Genomic DNA, 19,308 nt, shown 5'->3' on the forward strand with positions numbered 1-19,308 from the left:
AAGCTGTAAGTGATGGATGCTGAGAGCGCATCCGGGATGTAGGGCGGGATTAAATCCCGCCCTACATCCCTCATTTTCAGCTTGATGGAGTACTAGCGTTCCCGGGCGACGCAATGCTCAACGCATGGCGCCAGTTGCGCGCGAATGCGCAGTGCGCGCGCGCGTATGCTGGCCGGCGCCAGCTTCAAACGCTCGGCCAGGGCGCGCCGCAGTTGCACCTGGGCGTGCCAATCGTCGTGATAATAATTTTGGATGAACTGGCGGTCAGCGGCAGGCAGTTTATTCAAACACACTGCCATGCAGGCGAACTGCAATTCCCCGGCTAAAACTGCGTGTTGGTCACGTGCGGTGAAAGCGCCCGCGCTCTCCAACGGACTGAGTTTACGTTCGGGCGCGCGCCAGTATTCTTTGCGCAGCATGCGTGCAACCCCCAAACAATAAGCCGCCGGGGAATCGGTGTGGATCGTTTCGCCGCCCGCTAGTTTTCGACCCACAATGTCGAAGGTTCGATCTGCCCATTCATCGGCGGGCGAGCAGGCATGCCGCTCAAAAAACTCCATCAACTTGCAGCGCAACAATTCATAACGCTGCCCCGCCTGCTCCGGGGTTGTCCCTAACCAGGCGAGCAACGCTTCCAAGGCGGGTTCAGTTTCGCGTTCAGTCGGCATGGAGCGCATGACGTTCGTCGTAAATATCGCGCCGTCTTGGCAAGTTAGATCGGTTTTCACTTCAGTGTACGGGAAAACCGCGCAGCAGTGCGGTACCGCGCGCGTGAGCAAGCGGAGGTTTGGCGGTTCAGCCAATGGCACAAGCTTGTACAAGCTTGTCGCACCGCTTGCTCACGCGCGCGGTACCGCACCAGCGCCATCTGCCCCCGTATACGCAATTGCAAACCGATCTAAAAACAAGCGGTCAAACTCATTAGCGAATGCCAGTCGCCGGGCAGGGCAGATCGCCCGCCTGACCCAGCGTCTGGATCAGGAAAGAACCGTTTGAACTGCGGATGACATACCAGGTGCCGTCAAAGGGCCGCCACACGGCGATGTCGAATTTGCCATCGCCATCATAATCGGCAGGCGTGGGGATGTCGTTGTAAGGCGCCAGACTGGTGCCCCAGGTTACCGTTTGAATGGTGCTGTTCGAACTGCGCAGGATGCTCCATGCGCTTTGCGCGCCGCGCCAATAGGCCAGATCGCATTTGCCGTCGCCGTCATAATCGCCTGGGACAGGGGTGTCGCCTGCCTGTCCGTGCGGCTGAATCAGGAAAGAGCCGTTTGAACTGCGGATGGCGTACCAGGTGCCGTCGAGAGGCCGCCAGACGGCGATGTCGCATTTGCCGTCGCCATCGTAATCGGCGGGCACCGGCACATCGTTAAAGGGCGCATACGCCACGCCCCAATTGACGACCTGCGTTGTGTTGTTGGAACTGCGCAGGATGTACCAGTTGCCTTCGTTGCCACGCCAGACGGCGATGTCGGTTTTGCCGTCGCCGTCATAATCGCCCGGCACAGGGGTGTCTGTCGCGATGCCCCAGGTTTGCACGCGGAAGGCATTATTCGCGCTAAGAATGATGTACCAGGTGCCGCTCAGACGGCGATAAATCGCCACGTCAATCTTGCCATCGCCGTCGTAATCGCCCGGCACGGGCAGGTCGTTGAACGGCTCGAGACTCGTGCCCCACAGCGTCGTTTGCAACTGAGCATTCGACGATTTCTGCACCAGCCACTGGCTCGTCGGGCCGCGCCAGACCGATAAATCGGCCAGGCCGTCGCCATCAAAATCGGCCTTCTTGGCAACGGTGGAAACTCCGGCGGCAGCTTGATTCACCATGAAAGTTTGCCCGGCCACGGTCAGCGTGCCTGCGCGCGCCGCGCCGGTGTTGGCGGCTACCGCATACGTCACCGCACCGTTGCCTGTGCCGCTGCTGGCCGAAGTGATCGTCAGCCAGGTGTTGTTGCTGGCCGCCGTCCAGGCACAGCCCGCGTCGGCAGTGATGGTAATGGCCGTCGCGCCGGGGCCGCCACTGGCCGCCGCCGCCGCGCTGGCCGGAGCAATCTGATAGGTGCAACCGCCGGTCGCCGCGTCAACCGCTGCCTTGATGTCCAGCCGCCCCCAACCCCAAACGTTGTTGGGCACGCCGCTGCTGCTGCACGCCGTGAGCGGGACATCCACCGCCGCCTGATTGACCAGATCAATGGTTTGCGCAATTTGATGCCGGTAAGCGGGCCGCGCCGACCAGAGCAGCGCCAGCGCGCCCGCGACGTGCGGCGTCGCCATCGAGGTTCCACTCAAGCTGCCATAACCGCCGCTCTTCAGCGCCGAGCGCACGGTCACGCCGGGTGCGGTGATTTCGGGTTTTAACCGATTGCTGCCATCAGCGGTGATCGGGCCGCGGCTGCTAAAACTGGCGATGGCGCTGGTGCTGGCGCTGAAGGCCCCGACCGTATACGAAGCCGCATAAAACGAAGGCGGATCGCTCACGGTCGAACAGGAACTGCCGCTGTTCCCCGCCGCGACGACCATCATGATGCCGGCGGCGCGTTGGGCTTCGACGGCGGCTTGCAATGAAGCGGGCTGGCAGCCTTCAGACGGCGGGCAGCCCCAGGAATTGGTTGTGATGTCGGGCGCTTTGCTGGGGTCGCCCTGTTGCGGCGTGCCGCCGATGGGGTAAGGCGCGAGGAACCATTCCATGCATTCGATATAGGTCGCGGGCGCGCCGTTGCCACTGTCCATATTGCGGCAGGCAATCCAGCGGGCGCCCGGCGCGACGCCGATCTGATTCGCGCCGCCATCGGTACCGACCGCCGTGCCGATGGTGTGTGTCCCGTGGTCGTCATCGTCGCAGGGTTGCGTAGAGTTGACGCCGCAGGGATTGACGCCGCCGTTGGTGTGAATGCTGTCGTGCCAGTTGTAATTGTGATCGGCGCTTGAGCCGTTCCAGCCGCGATAGTTATTTTTCAGCGCGCTGTGTTGCCAGTTCACGCCGGTGTCGGCTCCGGCGATGACGATGCCTTGCCCGGTGAAACCCAGCGCCCACACCTCTGGCGCGCGAATGGTATTCACGCCTAATTCAATAGCGTCAGGGCTGGCGCTGCGGGCTTGTTTGACGGCTGCGACGGCTTGTTCGAGTTCCTCTTCGCTGAGTTTCGGCTCGAACTGATTTTTGATGCGCGGGTTGGCGTCAATGCGCTCGACCTCGTGCCGGGCGGCGATGGCGGCGATGATCTCAGGCGTCGTTTTTACCCAAATCGCATTGACGATGTAATAAGCGCGATGCTCGATGCCGCGTTCGGTCAGCCAGTCCAGCAACGCGCGTTGCGATTGTTGCGCCTGGGCGAGTAAGGCTGCGCGCACAAAACGGCCCTTGGCTTCTTTGGTTTCCAGGCGCGCCGCGCCGGTCAGATCGGCCCGCTCGCGCAAAATGACCAGCGCTTCGGTCGCCTGGCCCGGTGTGCTGTGTTCCCACAGCCAGGCTGCAATCTTGCTTTGCGGCGCGCCGTCTTGCGCCTGTGCCACGAAATGCGTTGCATAAAAAAGCCCCGCTGTCAGCAGCATCGTGGCCAAGGTCAAGTAGAGAGAGGTCAGAAAAATGCGTTTCATCGGGTATAGCCTTTGCTCAAGCTTGTTAAAGAAAACGGTGACAAATGGTGTGTTGAAGCTTGCGGCGCGGGTGAAGTCGCAGCAGGCCCTAAATTCCAGCGGTGGTATACCACGGTAAGGAAGTCCGGGAAAGTCCGGAAAATACGAAGAAGTTTAGGGCAGGACTTACGCAAAGATTTGCCACAGAGGCACGGAGACACCGAGGAAGACCGCGATCTCCTGCAGAACCGTAACAAAGCTCTGTGTCTCTGTGCCTCTGTGCCTATCGCGCGCGCGTCCTGTAGGGAAGACCTCAGAGCCAGGAAAGCCAGGAAAATAGGCTTACGGGCACAGTCGGGCAGGGTACGGCGCGTTTGTAGTTCCGCCGGGTGACGCTGCGTTAGACCTCTTCGGAGTCGCCCGGTCGCTAGCGTTCCCGGTTCGGCAGCGCTGGCTCTCTGAACCCGACATCCTGGTGTGTTTTTCCGATAGGTTAGTTCTTATGACTTCCCGGCGCTAACCACTTCAAATCAATCGCATTCCCCATCGCCTGATACCCCGCCCGATTCGGATGCAGCTTGTCCCCTGCGCCGCCGATGGTGCTGTTGGGTTGGAAGGCGGCGCGCAGGCTGCCGGTTTGCGGATCAACTGTCGCTGCGTCGAAATCGGCTACGCCGTCAAAGAGGCCACTCGTGCGGATGAATTGGTTCAGCGTCTGGCGGTGCGCGCTGATTTCGGGTTTGCCCGCAGGCCCGTTGTAACCAAGGCTGGGCGTGAGCGTCGCGCCGATGATTTTGATTTTGCCATGCGCACGGACGCGGTTGACGAGTTCTTCCATGCCTGCGATGACGGCTTTGGCAGTCTTGCCTTGCGAAAGGTCGTTGATGCCTTCGAGCCAGAGGATGTGCGTGACGCCCGCTAGGCTGAGCACGTCGCGTTCGAGCCGTTCCAGCGCCGAAGGGCCACCGGCGAAAGGCGTGCTGGGCGCATACTGCGCGGGGCCGGTGATCTGGTTGCCGCCGATGCCTGCGTTGATGACCGCAACGCGATTGCCATAGGCCGCGCGCAGCCGCTGGGCCAGCACATCGGGATAACGATCATCGCCATTGAGCGTCGAGAGCGTGCCATCCGTAATCGAATCGCCGAAACAGGCGACAACAACCGTGTCCGCCGGCGCCAGCACTTCCAACGCATCGAGAAAGAACCAGGACGTTGTGGTGTAAGGAAAGCTCGCGTCGCTCTCTTCGTGGCCGTGGCTGCCTGCGCGCGGCGCGGTGAGATACGACGTTTGCAGCGCCTTGGCGTGCCAGGTCATGGGGCCGCTCGCGCCCGCGACGTGAAAGCTGACGGCGAGCTTGCGTCCGTTAAGCAAGGCATCATCCGCGTTTTTGGCAAACGTCAGATTGACCGCATCGCCATACGCCACTTGCCCTGGCGCAAGTGTGAGACTGGGCTTGCCGTTGAACAGCACGCGCGCATTCGTGCCCGCCGCGACGTTGCCTGCGCTGGCTTGCAAGCCGATGAATGCGTCATCGAGCGTCACCGGGCGTGTGCCGAAGGCATTTGAGAAGCGCAATCGGGCGCGCTTGCCCCACAAAGTTGGGCGCAGGATGAGGCGGAGGGTTTGATCGTTCGCGCCTTCGGCAGCGACGGGAAAAGCGAAATCGAGCACGGGCTGCGCTGAAGGATTGCCGGACGGATAAGGGCCGTGCGCCGAAGCCGCCCACGAGGCAGCCCATTTTTGTGTTTGTGCGAGAGTAGTGGTTGAGGCCATCGCGCAACAGGTCAGACAGATGAGCGCGATCGTCGGGGTCTTCATGAAAGCTCCATTGATTTGGCGTTGGGTGCGTTCAGTCTTGCCGTTCGCCCAGGCAATAACACAGCCCGTCAGGCGCAATCACAAAAAAGACTTTCCACGCGGTGTCGCTGTGTTGGTCAATGCGGTAATTGGCTGCGGCCTTGGCCAAGCCGTTGGCGTTTAGTTCGGCGAAAGCCGCTTCGACATTGTCTACGGCAAAGAAACAGCCGTCCTGTGTGGGGTCGCCGCCGTTTTCGGCCAGGCCGATTTGAATTTCATCGCGGCCTAAACGGGCTGTTGGGTGTGGCGCGTCGGCGCGCTCAATGACCCGGAAGCCGAACACGGTTTCATAAAACGGCAGCGCCGCCGCTAAGTTGGGCACGGGCAGGTTTAATGCATCGCCTTGATAGCCAAAGGCGGATTTGAAGGTAGCTTTGGTCGCGGTGTTTTGCATCGGGTTTCCTTTTGCAGAGGCGGCGCGCAATTACGTTGCTTCGGCGTATTCGCTTTCTTCCGGCGCGTCGGTGTAACTCTCAAACTCCAGGCGATAGCCATCAGGGTCGCTCACAGACGTAACCCACATGCCATTGCCGACAAAAGGGCGCGTGGCGGCGACGCCGCGCGCTTTGAATGCGCGGTAGAGCGCCAGCGCGTCGGCACAGAAAAAGCAGATTGAAACGCCTACGCCAAGTTTGTCAGTCGGCACGTTGGCGGGATGGGTGTCGTCGCCCTGCCAGAACTCTTGCAACATGATTGCGGCGTCGCCGTGTTGCAGCATGCACCAGCGCAACTTGCCGGCGGGCATCCACTCTTTGGTTTTGGTGAAGCCCAGTCCTGCGACATAAAAACGGACGGACGCTTCGATGTCGTGCACGTGAAAAAACGGCACGGCTTGTTTGACGTTCGAGGTACTCCGCGGTTCAACGTTCATCCTTCGCGCTCCTGAAAGAATATGGTGATGGCAGATTGTAGGGACTCTTCGGGCAAGCGCAACTGGGGGCAAGGCGATTTCGATCACTTCTCCGGCATGTCTTGCCGCACCAGCAACAGCCGTGCTACCTGTTTTGGAAAGATGCGTGTACGATGTGCCGCAAAACCTGTTCACCAAAATTGCAGCTCAACTACCACCTTTCTTCGTGCGCGTGCGGCAATCGGCAGGTAGAAAGATCATGAAGACGAGAATCATCAAAACTGTTTTCCTACTCCTTGCTGGCAGCCTCAGTGGCGCGGCTTTCATCCGCCTGCTTACGTCCGTCTCGGCGCACCGGCAACTAACAACCGGACAAGTGCAATTTGAGCGCGACATCCAGCCGATTCTGACGGCGCACTGTCTGGCGTGTCACGGCGAAAAGAAACAGAGCGGCGGCTTGCGCTTGGACACGCGGGCTTTTGCCTTGCGCGGCGGACAGAGCGGGCCGGTGATCGTGCCAGGCAAGGCGGCGGCCAGCTTGTTGTTCCAACGCATCACGGCAGATGACAGTGAACGGATGCCGCCCACGGGCGAACGGCTCAACACAACGCAAATCGCGTTGATAAAAGCCTGGCTCGCAGCGGGCGCGCCCTGGCCTGAATCCAAAACTTCCGCAACGCCAAACCAAGCGCTGGCGCATTGGGCATGGCAACCGCTCAACAAACCGGCGCTACCGGCAACGGCAGCCAAGCTCAGTAATCCGATTGACGTATTTATCCGCGCGCGTTTGGCCAAAGCCGGACTGAATCCCGCGCCGCAAGCAGACCGCCGCACCTTGATCCGGCGTTTGTCATTCGACCTGCTTGGCTTGCCGCCGACGCCCGAACAGGTGCAACGCTTCGTCAATGACCGCCATCCGCTGGCGTATGAAAAGTTGGTGGATGAACTGTTGCAATCGCCGCGCTATGGCGAACGCTGGGCGCGGCATTGGCTGGATGTAGTGCATTACGGCGACACGCACGGTTACGACAAAGACAAGCCCCGCCCCAATGCCTGGCCCTATCGCGATTACGTGATCCGCGCGTTCAACGAAGACAAGCCTTACGCGCGCTTTGTCGAAGAACAGATCGCGGGCGATGTGCTGTATCCCGGCACGCGCGATGGCATGCAGGCGTTGGGCTTTCTGGCCGCCGGGCCGTGGGATTTCATCGGGCACGCCGAACTGCCCGAATCCAAAACCGATGGCAAGATCGCGCGCCATTTGGATCGCGACGATATGGTGGCCAATACCATCGGCACTTTTAACAGCGTCACGGTGCATTGCGCGCAATGCCACAACCACAAATTCGACCCCGTGCCGCAGGAAGACTATTACGCACTGCAAGCAGTGTTTTCCGCCCTGGATCGCGCTGACAAGAAATATTTCCCTGACCCGGCGCTGACGGCGCGCTTCAATCAATTGGATGGCCGCCAGCGCGATCTGGCCGAACGCAGGCGCGTGATTGAACGCGATGCCGCCAAAGACGCGGGCGAAGCGCTCACCAAACTCGATGCCCAAATTGCTGAAGCGACGAAAAGCAATTCGCCAGCATTGGCGGATTTGAAAGCGCAACGCACGCGGCTGCTTGACGCGGCAATGCAGCCGGAGAAACGCGCCGAACTCGCCAGCATCTTGCCCGAACTAACGCAACTCAATCAGGAACTCAAAACCTTTCCCACGCCCGAAGTCGTCTATGCCGGCACCGTGCATTACGGCACCGGCACCTTCACCGGCACAGGCGCGAGCGGCGGCAAGCCACGCCCGATTTATCTGCTTGCGCGCGGTCAAGTCACCAGCCCAGGCCGTGAAGTCGGCCCCGGCGCGCTCTCGTTGCTGGTGTTTCAACCGGCCCGCTTTACCCTGCCGCCAGATGCGCCTGAAGGCGCGCGGCGGGCGGCGTTGGCGCATTGGCTGACCGACAAACAAAACCCGTTGACCTGGCGCAGCATCGTCAATCGCGTCTGGCAATATCATTTTGGCGCGGGGTTGGTGACGACGCCCAACGATTTTGGCCGCAACGGCGCAACGCCCTCGCATCCCGAATTACTCGACTGGCTCGCCGCCGACTTTCGCGACAGCGGCGGCTCGCTCAAAACGCTGCAGCGCTTGATCGTCACCAGCGCAACATACAAGCAAACCAGCAATCCACAACTGGCCAATCCGCAATCTGCAATCCGCAATCCGCAATCCCAAGATGCCAACAACACGCTGCTCTGGCGGCAGAATCGCCGCAAGCTCGAAGCCGAAGCCGTGCGCGATGCCGTGCTGGCCGTAACCGGCAAGCTCGATCTGACGATGGGCGGGCCGGGCTGGCAGGATTTTGTGATCGAACACCCTGAGCATTCGCCGCATTACGAATATGGGTTGGCTGATCCGAACGATGCGCGAACGTGGCGGCGTTCGATTTACCGCTTCATTGTGCGTTCGCAAACGCAGCCGTGGATGACGGCGCTCGATTGCGCCGACCCTTCGATGCGCGTGGACAAGCGCAACGAGAGCCTCTCGCCGCTGCAAGCGCTGGCCCTGCTCAACAACGGTTTTATGCTGGCACAGGCGCAGCAATTCGCCGCGCGGTTGGAGCGGGAAAAAACCGACGATCTGGCCGGACAAATCGCGCGCGCGCATTGGTTGGCGTTTGGCCGCGCGCCTACTGCCGCTGAGCAAACTAAGTACGTGGCGTTTGCCCAAGCGCATGGCTTGGCGAATTTTTGCCGCGTGTTGTTTAACCTGAATGAATTCGCCTTTGCTGATTGATTATGCGCAACGCTTCAAAATATCTAGCGCAATATCCGGCGCAACCTTCAGGCCCCTTGCCGACCCGCCGCGAATTTCTTTGGCAAGCGGGCGGCGGCCTCGGCGGTCTGGCGCTGGCTGCAATGCTGGGACGCGATGAAGCGCTGGCGCAAAACGGCAAGCTGCATCATCAATCCCAAGAGGCGGCCAAAGCCAAGCGTGTCGTGCATTTTTTTATGGCGGGCGCGGCCAGTCATCTTGATTTATTCGACTTCAAACCCGAACTGCTTAAACGCCACGGCCAGCCCAGCGCTTTTGGCGAAGCGGTCGAGACGTTTCAGGACGGCTTGGGGCCGTGGTTGAAACCGCTGTGGGATTTTAAGCCTTACGGCCAGAGCGGCAAGTTGCTCAGCGAACCTGTCAGCGCGCTCGGCTCGGTCGTGGATGACATCGCCTTCGTGCACAACATGGTCAGCAAGTCCGGCGTCCACAGTACAGCCACGCTGTTACAGGCGACGGGCTTTTTGCTGCCCGGCTTTCCCGGCGCGGGTTGCTGGGTGAGCTATGGCTTGGGATCGCTAAATGACAATCTGCCGACCTTCGTGGTCATGCCCGATCAGCGCGGGTTGGCGTCGAATGGCGTCAAGAATTGGGATGCGGCTTTTTTGCCCGCGCAACACAGCGGCACGGTGATTTATCCCGGCACGGCGGAACCCATCGCTGATTTGTTTCCGCATAAATCCGGCGGTTATATCAACAGCGCCAGCGAAGCCGCGACCCAGCAACTGCTGGCGGAAATCAACCGCCAGCACGCCGCCACACGCGCTGACGATCAACGGTTGGAAGGCCGCATCCGCAGCTACGAACTCGCCGCCAAGATGCAACTCGCCGCGCCCGAAGCCTTGAACCTCAAGGCCGAGCCGGAACACGTGTTGAAGTTGTACGGCTTAGAGCGTGGCCCGCGCGCGTGGCCGAAAGAGATCAACGACGCGGAAGAAACGTTTTACTTCGCGCAAAAATGCCTGGCCGCGCGGCGCTTGCTCGAACGCGGTGTGCGCTTCATTCAGATTTGGAGCGGCAACGACAACGGCTTCCCGCGCCGCAACTGGGACTCGCATGAAGACGTGCGCCGCGATCACGGCCCGCTGGCGACCGGCATGGCGCGCGGTTGCGCGGCCTTCATTCAAGACCTCAAACAACGCGGCCTGTTGGAAGACACGGTCATTTTATGGACGACGGAATTTGGCCGCATGCCCTCGAGCCAGGCGGGCACGGGCCGCGATCACAATCCGTATTGCTTTACGAACTGGCTGTGCGGCGGCGGCATCAAGGGCGGCGTGACCTACGGCGAGAGCGACGAATTCGGTTATAAGCCACGCGACCGCCAGCACCCGACTGAGGTCTATGACATTCACGCCACGCTGTTGCACCTGCTGGGGATTGATCACGAACGCTTGAGCTTTTATCACAACGGCATTCAACGGCGTTTGACGGATGTGCACGGGCGAGTCATCAATCAGATCATCGCCTGATGCTGATAAGCCAATGAGTTTTCTGTGAGGAGGGATTTTGATGTTCGCGCTGTTTACCATCCACCGCCTGATTGCCGCAAAACACCGCGTGTATCTGCTGTGGTGTGCGCTGGTCATGCTGCAACTTTCACTTTCGATACAAGCTGCGACCTTGCCCGCTGGATTTAGCGAAACCCAAGTTGGCGGTGCGGGCGCGAATCTGAGCAATCCGACCGCAATGGCCTTTGCGCCGGATGGGCGGCTGTTCGTCTGCCAGCAAACGGGCAGTTTGCGTGTTATCAAAGCGGGCGCGTTGCTGGCGACGCCGTTTGTGACGCTCACGGTCAATTCATCAGGTGAACGCGGCTTGCTGGGCATCGCCTTTGATCCGAATTTTTCCGTCAATCAATTTGTTTATGTCTATTACACGACGGCCACCGCGCCGCTTCATAATCGCGTGAGCCGCTTCACCGCCAATGGCGACGTAGCCGTTGCGGGCAGCGAAACCGTGCTGCTCGATCTCGACAATTTGAGCAGCGCCACCAATCACAATGGCGGCGCGTTGCATTTTGGGCCGGATGGCAAGCTGTACATCGCCGTGGGCGAGAATGCGACGGCGAGCAATGCGCAATCGCTCGGCAACCTGCTGGGCAAGATGTTGCGCCTGAATGCGGACGGCTCGATTCCCGCTGACAATCCTTTTCTGGCGCAAACGACCGGGCGCAACCAGGCCATCTGGGCGCTGGGCTTGCGCAATCCGTTCACCTTCGGGTTTCAACCTGGTGCCGGGCGCATGTTCATCAACGATGTCGGCCAAAACACCTGGGAAGAGATCAACGACGGGCTGGCGGGGTTGAATTACGGCTGGCCCACCTGCGAGGGAACTTGCAACGTCGTCGGGCTGACCAATCCGATCTATCAATACGCCAATGACGCCAGCACCTGCGCCATCACCGGCGGCACGTTTTATAACCCGGCGACCGCGCTGTTTCCGGCGCAATACGTCGGCAAATACTTTTTCGCGGATTTCTGTGCGGGTTGGATTCACCTGCTCAACCCGGCGAACAACAGCGTGACAGACTTTGCCACGGGCCTGTCATCCCCCGTGGATTTGCAGGTCGGGCCGGATGGCGCGCTGTATTACCTGCAACGCGGCGCGGGCGGACAAGTCTGGCGCGTTGCCTATAGTGCGGTGCAGCCCCCGCCTAGACAGCGTGTTTGCGATTTTGATGGCGATGGCAAAACGGATTTCGCCATCTGGCGCGGCCCTATCGGCAACTGGCAAGTGCTCAACAGCGCGAACGGAATGCTGCAAACAACCCAGTGGGGAACCAGCGCGGCCCCTTACAACGATGTGACGGTGCCGGGCGATTATGATGGCGACGGGAAAACGGATCACGCGATTTGGCGCGGACACGACAACATCTGGTACATCCGTAAAAGCAGCGATGGACAATCACTATTGCAATTCTGGGGCGCCAACTATGCGCCCTATTTCGATGTGCCAACGCCAGGTGATTTTGATGGCGACGGCAAAACGGATTTGGCGGTGTGGCGCTCCAGCACGGGCGTCTGGTACGTCAAGCGCAGCTCGGATGGCGGCAACTTAATCGAGGTTTGGGGGCAACCGGGCGATCTGCCGCTGGCGGCGGATTACGACGGCGATGGCAAGACGGATTTCGCTTACTGGCGGCCTGACAACGGCACCTGGTACATCAAGAACAGCGGCGGCGGCACGCAAACCATTCAATGGGGTGCCGGTTACGCGCCGTATTTCGATACGCCAGTTCCGGCGGATTATGACGGCGACGGCAAGACCGATGTCGCCATCTGGCGCGGGCAGGATTCGATCTGGTACATCCGCAAGAGTTCGGATGGCCAGCCAATTCTGAAAATGTTTGGGGCGAGTTACGCGCCCTACTTCGATGTGCCTGTGCCCGCCGATTACGATGGCGATGGCCAGGCAGACATCGCTGTCTGGCGTCCGCCGACCGGCACCTGGTATGTCTGGCGTAGCACCAACGGCGCATTTCTCATTCAGCCATTGGGGCAGCAAGGCGATACGCCGGTGCCTGCAACCGGGGTGCGGTGAAGAAGTCCAGAGCGGTCTTGGGTAATTTGGTGAGGTCTTGAGCTGGTTTGAAAACATAACTGATGTTACGCAGGCGAAGAATTGCCAGAAAGGTTGACACCCTCTGTGTGCTGAAGGCACAGCGGATTTTAGCCGGTGGTGGAGGCCTCGCCGCAACCACCGGAAGCAGGCGCACACGCCCCGCGCCCCGGATGGGGTGCAGGACAAGCCTCCCCAATCAACAGCCACACCACGGTGTCTAACCTTGCTCCCGTGTCCGCGCGGAAGTTGCAATAGCGTAGCGGGCAAGCTCAGTCCTGCGCCCCATCCGGGGCGCGCGTGGCTGGCGTGCCTGCTTCCGGTGGTTGCGGCGAGGCCTCCACCACCGGCGAATCTCCCGCGCGCCTCCGGCGCAAAGAATTGTCAAATCCGAGCCGAACTTTCTTACTGCGTAACATCAGAACATAAGTAGGCGGCAAAAAGCTCTTTCACAAAACTTTTCACCAAGATGTAACGAAGCACATGAAGGAGATTGAAGAAACAGCAAGGTTGAGCCGCAGCTTTCTGCTTTCTTCTTCCTCTTCTTCGTGCCCTTCATTTCTTGTGGTTGGCAGGCGCGGCTCTCGTCCGTTTGCGAGAACCGCGCGCTTGCTCGCGCGATGTACAGAAAGCCGGAAAATGCTTTCGGGGCTGTCGAAAACCTGCGTGGTCTGCAATGTGACCGCGACACCCATCACCTAAACACCTATGGCAATCAAAGATCAACAAGCACATTGGGAAGCCGAAGCATTTGGGGCTGATTTAATAGACCTGACCCTCGGCGACTTGCTGGATCAGCGCGCGGCGGAGATTCCGCACAAAGAAGCGCTCGTCTATCACTACCCCGAGCTTGGCCTGGAAATGCGGCTGAGTTACAGCCAGTACCGCGACACCGTGAACCAGGTGGCGAGAGGTTTGCTGGCGCTGGGCGTCGCAAAGGGCGATCACGTCGCCGTCTGGGCGCCGAATGTGCCGGAATGGATGCTGCTGCAACTGGCGCTGGCCAAAGTCGGTGCTGTGATCGTGACGGTCAACACCAACTACCGCGCGGCAGAGGTCGAATATGTCTTGCAGCAGGGCGACATCAAACTGCTCTGTTTGACCGAAGAATTGCGCGGCAATCCGTATTTGGAGTCGGTCTATAGCGTCGCGCCTGAGTTAAAAGACCTGGATGATCCGCTGCTTCAAAAATTGCAGGCGGCGCGGCTGCCGAAGCTGGAGCGTGTCGTATTGTTCGGCCAACAGGCGCGGCCCGGTGTGCTGCTGTTTGAACAGTTACTGGCGTTGGCGGATTCGGTTGCGGATGAAGCCTTGGCGGCGCGCCAAGCCAGCGTGCAACCGCACGACGTGGCGATGATGCAATACACCAGCGGCACGACGGGTTTTCCCAAAGGCGTGATGTTGACGCATCACAACCTGGTCAATCAGGCGCGCGTGGCCTGTACGCGCGGCGATTTAAGCACGGCGGAGCGGTATGTGACGGCGATGCCGCTCTTTCACATTGCGGGCAGTTTGGGCGGGACGATTTATTGCCTTTACCTGGGCTGCACGTTGATTCCGCTGATTGCCTTCGATCCGGTCAAGCAGTTGGAACTGTTTCAGCAGGAACGCGGCACCTTCACCTTTGCCGTGCCGACGATGTTGATTGCCATGTTGCAGCATCCGCGTTTTGCCGAATTCGATTTGTCTTCCGTGCGGCAGGTGTTCACCGGTGCGACACCTGTGCCTGTCGTGCTGATGGAGCAAGTCAAAGCTCGCCTCGGCGCGGATTGCTCGATTGTCTTTGGCATGACCGAAACCTGCGGCGCGGTGACGCAATCTTTTCAGACGGACAGCTTTGAATTGAAGGCCGCGACGGTGGGGCTGCCGATTCCGCACACTTCGATCAAGATCGTAGACCCGGCGACGGGCGCGACCGTCGCGTGCGGCGAATCGGGCGAATTGTGGACGCGGGGCTTCTCAAATATGAAGGGCTATTACAATATGCCCGACAAGACGGCGGAGACCTTGGACACGGACGGCTGGCTGCATTCGGGCGATCTGGCGGCGATGCGGCCCGACGGCTACATCAACATCATCGGACGCGTCAAAGACATGATCATTCGCGGCGGCGAAAACATTTACCCTGCCGAGATCGAAGCCTTCCTGATGCGCCATCCCAAAGTCGCTGAAGCCCAACTCGTCGGTCTGCCCGATCAGTTCATGGGCGAAGAAGTCGCCGCCGTGCTCAAACTAAAACCCGGCGAGACGGCGACCGAAGACGAATTGCGCGCGTATTGCAAAGCGAACATCAGCCGCCACAAAGTGCCGAAGTATTTCCGCTTTGTCGCGGCCTATCCGCTGACGATGAGCGGCAAGGTACAAAAGTTCGTCTTGCGCAATCAGTTGATCAAAGAGCTGGGGCTTGAGACTGTAGCCGAGTTAAAGACGGCGTAGCGCCGCGTCATTCAAACTACAAAGGAAACACGATGAAGCTAAACCGCAGAAAATTTCTGAAGCATACTGCCGCGCTGGCGTTGACTGCTGCTGGGACCACGTTGCTGAACGAAACACCGACAGCTAGCGCACAAACCAAGTTGCGCGCCGCCACCTTAACGGGCTACGACGCGACCGGCCTGGCCGAATTGATTCGCCAAAAAAAGATCACCCCACTGGAACTGGTCGAAGATACGCTGCGGCGCATTGAGCACGTCAACCCGCAACTCAATTTGGTGCTGACCAAAAACTTCGACGTGGAAAAAGCACGCGCCCGTGCCAAAGCGTCGTTGGGCGACGGCCCCTTTGCGGGCGTGCCGATTCTGTTGAAGAACATCGTCGAATACAAAGACGCCGACATTGATTTCGGTTCGCGGCTCTACGCGCAAGGCATCGCCAAAAATGGCCGCTTGCATAAGGCGAGTTCGCCGTTCATTCAAGCCGTAGAGCAAGCCGGGTTCATCGTCGTGGGCATCACCAACGCGCCCGAGTTCGGTTTGATCGAAACGACCGAACCAACCCTACACGGCGCGGCGCACAATCCTTGGAATCCGGCCTACACCACAGGCGGTTCCAGCGGCGGTTCGGCGGCCTCAGTCGCGGCGGGCATCGTGCCGCTGGCGCACGCCAATGACGGCGGCGGTTCGATCCGCATTCCAGCCTGTCAGTGCGGCGTGTTCGGTTTGAAGCCGACGCGCAAACGCGAATTGACGCCCTTCACGGTTGGCGGTTTGGCGAATGACGTGGCGGGCATCAACAGCGATCTGTGCGTCAGCCGTTCGGTGCGCGATACGGCGGCTTATTTGAATGTGGTCGAAAACAAGCACAACGACAAATTGCCGCCCGTTGGCATGGTCAGCGGCCCCACCAGCAAGCGGTTGAAGATCGCGCTGGTGCTCGAAAGCATCAACGGCAAGCGGCCCGACCCCGAAGTCGAACTGGCACTACGCGCTTCAGCCAAGCTGTGTGAAGCGCTCAAACACAAGGTCGAAGAGGTCAAGCTGCCGATCAATGGCGCGGAACTCACCGAAGCTTTTCTTGGCTATTGGTCGGCGGGCACGGTTGGCTTAGACCAAGAGATCGAGCAGATGCTGGGCAAAGGCGTCAAACGTGAAGACGTGCTGGAACCTTGGACGATTGGCTTGATGGAATTGGGCCGCAAGCGCGGACTGTTTCAAGCCGTCGGACGCGCCAACAAAGCGTTCACCGAAGCGGCGGCGGCGCTGGAAGGTCTCTTCAAAAACTACGATGTGATTCTCTCGCCGGTCTTGCGCATTCCGCCCTACAAACTGGGTTATCACGATCCGCGCATGAATTTCGACACGCTGCTGGCGCGGGTGCTGGATGAAGTCTCCTATACACCGCTGCACAATGCCTGCGGCACACCCGCAATGTCGGTGCCGCTCGCTTGGACAAAGAGCTGCCTGCCCATCGGCAGCCAATTCGCGGCCTGGCGCGGCGGTGAAGCGACGTTGTTGCAACTGGCCTATGAACTGGAAGCGGCGCGGCCCTGGGCGAAAAAGCGTCCGGCCATCTTTGCGGCTTAGAGCGGTTTGCACTTTGGTGTACGGGAAAAAAGCGCGGCTTGGGACAGTACCGCGCGCGTCGGCAAGCGGCGCATCCAGTCAGGCCCAGCGGCACAACGCGTCGTCTCCGCTTGCTGACGCGCGCGGTACTGTCCCGGCGCAACCATCCCGTATATGCAATTGCAACCCACTCTAAACAGGAGGAACAATGAGGACGATCAGAATTGCGAATGGACAGGGCTTCTGGGGCGACTGGTTGGACGCGCCGATTCAATTGGTCGAGCGCGGCCCCATTGATTACTTGACGCTCGACTATCTGGCCGAGATCACGATGTCCATTCTGCAAAAGCAGAAAGCGCGCGATCCGCAGGCGGGCTACGCGCGCGACTTTCTGTATGTCGTCAGCCGCGTGCTGAAAAAGTGCCTGGACAACAACATCAAGATCATCGCCAACGCGGGCGGCGTCAATCCACAGGCCTGTGTCGCGGGTTTGGCGGGCGTGGTCAACAAACTCGGCCTGACCGGGCAAGTCAAAGTCGGCGTCGTGACCGGCGATGACATCCTGAACAAGCTCGATGACCTGCTTGCGCAAGGCCTTGAGTTGAAAAACATGGAATCGGGCGCGGCGCTCTCAACCATCCGCGACCGCGTCAAAAGCGCCAATGTCTATTTCGGCGCGGCCCCGATTGCCGAAGCCCTAGCGCAAGGCGCGCACATCGTCGTGACCGGGCGTTGCACCGACACGGGCCTGACGCTCGCGCCCTTGATTCACGAATTCGGCTGGTCGCTCGCTGATTGGGACAAAATGGCGGCGGGCACCGTGGCCGGGCACATCATCGAATGCGGCGCGCAAACGACCGGGGGCAACTGCCAAGTGGATTGGCAGACGATCCCCGATTTCTGGGACATCGGCTATCCGATTGTCGAGGCCGAAGCGGATGGTTCTTTCGTCGTCACCAAGCACGCGGGCACGGGCGGGCGCATCACGGTCGCGGGCGTGACCGAACAGTTGATGTACGAGATGGGCGACCCGCACAATTACCTCACGCCGGATGTGATCGCTGATTTCACGACGATTCAATTGGGGCAGGATGGCGAGAACCGCGTGCGCGTGAGCGGCGTACAAGGCAAGGCTGCCACTGATCTATACAAAGTTTCGATTAGTTTTGCCGATGGATTCAAAGCCGCGGGCGGTTTGATTTACGCCTGGCCCGATGCCTACGCAAAAGCCAAAGCGGCGGATGCGATGTTGCGCAAGCGGCTTGATGTACTGGGCTTGAAGTTCGAGGAAATACGCTCGCAATACATCGGTGTCAACGCCACGCACGAAGGCTTGGGCGGCGAGCCAGCGCCCGGCATTGCCGAAGTGATGTTGCGCGTTGGTGTGCGCGGGCCTGAACAAGCGGCGATTCAACGCTTCACGACCGAGCTTGCGCCGCTGGCCTTGGCGGGGCCGCCGACGGTGACGGGCTTTGGCGGCGGGCGTCCGAAGGTGGAAGAAGTCGTGGCGTATTGGCCTGCGTTGCTGCCGAAGACGGCGGTCACGCCACAAGTCGAAATCATTACGGTTTGACGAGGCAACGATGGAACTCAAAAGCATCCTGACAGAGAATGCGCCCGCGCCGGGCGGTCACTATTCGCAAGCGATTGTTCACAACGGCCTCGTTTATGTCGCCGGACAATTGCCCATTAAGCCGGGCAGCACGGAAAAGACCGTTGGCCCGATTGAAGAGCAAGCTGAACAATGCCTGACGAATATGCGTGAAATCCTGCGCGCGGCGGGCAGTGACATGAATCGCTTGTTGAAAGTCACGATTTATATTTCCGACATCGCGCTATGGGGCAAGGTCAATGAAGTTTATACGCGCATGCTGGGCGCACACCGTCCGGCGCGCGCCATCGTGCCGTGCAAAGAATTGCATTACGGCTTTCAGGTCGAGATCGAAGCCATTGCCGCGTTGAACGAATAGCCGGAGGAAACCGCCATGATTCAGGATTTCACTACGCTAACCGTGCCACAGTTGCTGGCGGAAACCGATGTGCTTGCGCGCGATGCGCAGGCCACGTTCGGCCATCTCAATGCCGCCCAACTGAATTGGAAACCCGCGCCTGAGAGTTGGAGCGTGGCGCAGTGTCTGGATCACCTGTTGACGGGTAATCGCGAGATGCTGCCGCCTATGGCCGCCGCCGCGAGTGGGACGCACAAGGCCAGTTTCTGGGAAAGCGTGCCCTGCTGCCGGGCTTGATGGGCAAGTTCATGGTCAAGGCGGTGTCGCCTCTGGCCAAGCAAAAGCTCAAAGCGCCGCCCAAAATCAAGCCGAGTGAGAGCACGCTGGATGCCCTGATCGTGGCGCGCTTCGTTGACCAGCAACGCGAGGTCGCGGAACTCCTCAAGCAACTGGCGGCGGTGGAGGCTGACCGCATCGTGATGACTTCGCCGTTGATGAGTGTGGTGACGTACAGCTTGTTGGACGCCGCACGCCTTACCATTGCGCACGAGCGCAGGCATTTGGCGCAGGCTCAGCGCGTGTTGGAATCCGCCGGGTTCCCGCAATAAACAGCGAGCTTGAAGTTGCGCCAGTTGAGAGCACGTTGCCCTGGCCGACACCGCCGGGTGGACGTGCTC

Annotated in this window: 15 protein-coding genes; 9 read left to right on the forward strand and 6 right to left on the reverse strand. The window is 59.9% G+C overall.

The window, feature by feature from the left end:
- Positions 1 to 92: 92 nt before the first annotated feature.
- From HY011_08860 to HY011_08880, 5 genes are all read right to left on the reverse strand, one after another.
- Positions 93 to 668 (reverse strand): hypothetical protein, encoded by a 576-nt coding sequence (locus tag HY011_08860; protein ID MBI3423035.1) that lies wholly within the window; start codon positions 666 to 668, stop codon positions 93 to 95.
- Between the two features lie 253 nt (positions 669 to 921).
- The gene (locus tag HY011_08865) at positions 922 to 3,600 is read right to left on the reverse strand and encodes a S8 family serine peptidase (GenBank protein ID MBI3423036.1); all 2,679 of its coding nucleotides are present in this window, start codon (positions 3,598 to 3,600) and stop codon (positions 922 to 924) included.
- A 472-nt stretch (positions 3,601 to 4,072) separates the two neighbouring features.
- Positions 4,073 to 5,398: a lysophospholipase gene (locus tag HY011_08870; protein ID MBI3423037.1), complete on the reverse strand. Its 1,326-nt coding sequence runs from the start codon at positions 5,396 to 5,398 to the stop codon at positions 4,073 to 4,075.
- Between the two features lie 31 nt (positions 5,399 to 5,429).
- Positions 5,430 to 5,831: a VOC family protein gene (locus HY011_08875; protein ID MBI3423038.1), complete on the reverse strand. Its 402-nt coding sequence runs from the start codon at positions 5,829 to 5,831 to the stop codon at positions 5,430 to 5,432.
- A gap of 30 nt (positions 5,832 to 5,861) precedes the next feature.
- Positions 5,862 to 6,308 carry a VOC family protein gene (locus HY011_08880; GenBank protein ID MBI3423039.1) on the reverse strand — a complete coding sequence of 149 codons (447 nt, stop codon included), beginning with the start codon at positions 6,306 to 6,308 and terminating at the stop codon, positions 5,862 to 5,864.
- A gap of 238 nt (positions 6,309 to 6,546) precedes the next feature.
- Here HY011_08880 and HY011_08885 point away from each other — a divergent pair, with 238 nt between their 5' ends.
- Genes HY011_08885 through HY011_08895 form a run of 3 tightly spaced genes read left to right on the forward strand, consistent with a single transcriptional unit; the run spans position 6,547 to position 12,663 of the window.
- Positions 6,547 to 9,081: a PSD1 domain-containing protein gene (locus HY011_08885; protein ID MBI3423040.1), complete on the forward strand. Its 2,535-nt coding sequence runs from the start codon at positions 6,547 to 6,549 to the stop codon at positions 9,079 to 9,081.
- Between the two features lie 2 nt (positions 9,082 to 9,083).
- Positions 9,084 to 10,592: a DUF1501 domain-containing protein gene (locus HY011_08890; protein MBI3423041.1), complete on the forward strand. Its 1,509-nt coding sequence runs from the start codon at positions 9,084 to 9,086 to the stop codon at positions 10,590 to 10,592.
- 40 nt (positions 10,593 to 10,632) lie between these two features.
- The gene (locus tag HY011_08895) at positions 10,633 to 12,663 is read left to right on the forward strand and encodes a PQQ-dependent sugar dehydrogenase (protein MBI3423042.1); all 2,031 of its coding nucleotides are present in this window, start codon (positions 10,633 to 10,635) and stop codon (positions 12,661 to 12,663) included.
- A 479-nt stretch (positions 12,664 to 13,142) separates the two neighbouring features.
- Here the strand turns inward: HY011_08895 and HY011_08900 are convergent, their stop codons facing one another.
- A complete protein-coding gene (locus HY011_08900) occupies positions 13,143 to 13,376 on the reverse strand; it encodes a hypothetical protein (GenBank protein ID MBI3423043.1) in 234 nt (77 codons plus the stop codon).
- A 13-nt stretch (positions 13,377 to 13,389) separates the two neighbouring features.
- Between HY011_08900 and HY011_08905 the strand changes: the two genes are divergently transcribed.
- The 6 genes from HY011_08905 (at position 13,390) to HY011_08930 (ending at position 19,239) form a co-directional block, all read left to right on the forward strand.
- Positions 13,390 to 15,117 carry an AMP-binding protein gene (locus HY011_08905; protein ID MBI3423044.1) on the forward strand — a complete coding sequence of 576 codons (1,728 nt, stop codon included), beginning with the start codon at positions 13,390 to 13,392 and terminating at the stop codon, positions 15,115 to 15,117.
- Positions 15,118 to 15,149: 32 nt separating this feature from the next.
- Entirely contained in the window at positions 15,150 to 16,703 is a 1,554-nt protein-coding gene (locus HY011_08910) for a twin-arginine translocation signal domain-containing protein (GenBank protein ID MBI3423045.1), read from the forward strand.
- 187 nt (positions 16,704 to 16,890) lie between these two features.
- Positions 16,891 to 18,255 carry a DUF1446 domain-containing protein gene (locus tag HY011_08915; protein MBI3423046.1) on the forward strand — a complete coding sequence of 455 codons (1,365 nt, stop codon included), beginning with the start codon at positions 16,891 to 16,893 and terminating at the stop codon, positions 18,253 to 18,255.
- A gap of 10 nt (positions 18,256 to 18,265) precedes the next feature.
- Positions 18,266 to 18,652, forward strand: coding sequence for a RidA family protein (locus tag HY011_08920; GenBank protein ID MBI3423047.1), 387 nt, complete (start codon positions 18,266 to 18,268; stop codon positions 18,650 to 18,652).
- Positions 18,653 to 18,667: 15 nt separating this feature from the next.
- Positions 18,668 to 18,928 carry a DinB family protein gene (locus HY011_08925; protein MBI3423048.1) on the forward strand — a complete coding sequence of 87 codons (261 nt, stop codon included), beginning with the start codon at positions 18,668 to 18,670 and terminating at the stop codon, positions 18,926 to 18,928.
- Positions 18,928 to 19,239, forward strand: a complete 312-nt coding sequence (locus tag HY011_08930; protein MBI3423049.1) for a DinB family protein — start codon at positions 18,928 to 18,930, stop codon at positions 19,237 to 19,239. The genes HY011_08925 and HY011_08930 overlap by 1 nt, the downstream gene beginning before the upstream one ends.
- The last annotated feature ends 69 nt before the right edge of the window (positions 19,240 to 19,308 follow it).

The organism is Acidobacteriota bacterium (assembly GCA_016196035.1).
In the GTDB taxonomy this organism is placed as follows: domain Bacteria; phylum Acidobacteriota; class Blastocatellia; order RBC074; family RBC074; genus JACPYM01.

Excerpts from the sequence above, each read along its gene's own strand:
- HY011_08930 (MBI3423049.1), top strand. The coding sequence starts at position 18,928 with ATGGGCAAGTTCATGGTCAAGGCGGTGTCGCCTCTGGCCAAGCAAAAG.
- HY011_08860 (MBI3423035.1), bottom strand. The coding sequence starts at position 668 with ATGCCGACTGAACGCGAAACTGAACCCGCCTTGGAAGCGTTGCTCGCC.
- HY011_08865 (MBI3423036.1), bottom strand. The coding sequence starts at position 3,600 with ATGAAACGCATTTTTCTGACCTCTCTCTACTTGACCTTGGCCACGATG.
- HY011_08900 (MBI3423043.1), bottom strand. The coding sequence starts at position 13,376 with ATGGGTGTCGCGGTCACATTGCAGACCACGCAGGTTTTCGACAGCCCC.
- HY011_08880 (MBI3423039.1), bottom strand. The coding sequence starts at position 6,308 with ATGAACGTTGAACCGCGGAGTACCTCGAACGTCAAACAAGCCGTGCCG.
- HY011_08920 (MBI3423047.1), top strand. The coding sequence starts at position 18,266 with ATGGAACTCAAAAGCATCCTGACAGAGAATGCGCCCGCGCCGGGCGGT.
- HY011_08890 (MBI3423041.1), top strand. The coding sequence starts at position 9,084 with ATGCGCAACGCTTCAAAATATCTAGCGCAATATCCGGCGCAACCTTCA.
- HY011_08895 (MBI3423042.1), top strand. The coding sequence starts at position 10,633 with ATGTTCGCGCTGTTTACCATCCACCGCCTGATTGCCGCAAAACACCGC.
- HY011_08915 (MBI3423046.1), top strand. The coding sequence starts at position 16,891 with ATGAGGACGATCAGAATTGCGAATGGACAGGGCTTCTGGGGCGACTGG.
- HY011_08870 (MBI3423037.1), bottom strand. The coding sequence starts at position 5,398 with ATGAAGACCCCGACGATCGCGCTCATCTGTCTGACCTGTTGCGCGATG.
- HY011_08875 (MBI3423038.1), bottom strand. The coding sequence starts at position 5,831 with ATGCAAAACACCGCGACCAAAGCTACCTTCAAATCCGCCTTTGGCTAT.
- HY011_08925 (MBI3423048.1), top strand. The coding sequence starts at position 18,668 with ATGATTCAGGATTTCACTACGCTAACCGTGCCACAGTTGCTGGCGGAA.
- HY011_08905 (MBI3423044.1), top strand. The coding sequence starts at position 13,390 with ATGGCAATCAAAGATCAACAAGCACATTGGGAAGCCGAAGCATTTGGG.
- HY011_08885 (MBI3423040.1), top strand. The coding sequence starts at position 6,547 with ATGAAGACGAGAATCATCAAAACTGTTTTCCTACTCCTTGCTGGCAGC.
- HY011_08910 (MBI3423045.1), top strand. The coding sequence starts at position 15,150 with ATGAAGCTAAACCGCAGAAAATTTCTGAAGCATACTGCCGCGCTGGCG.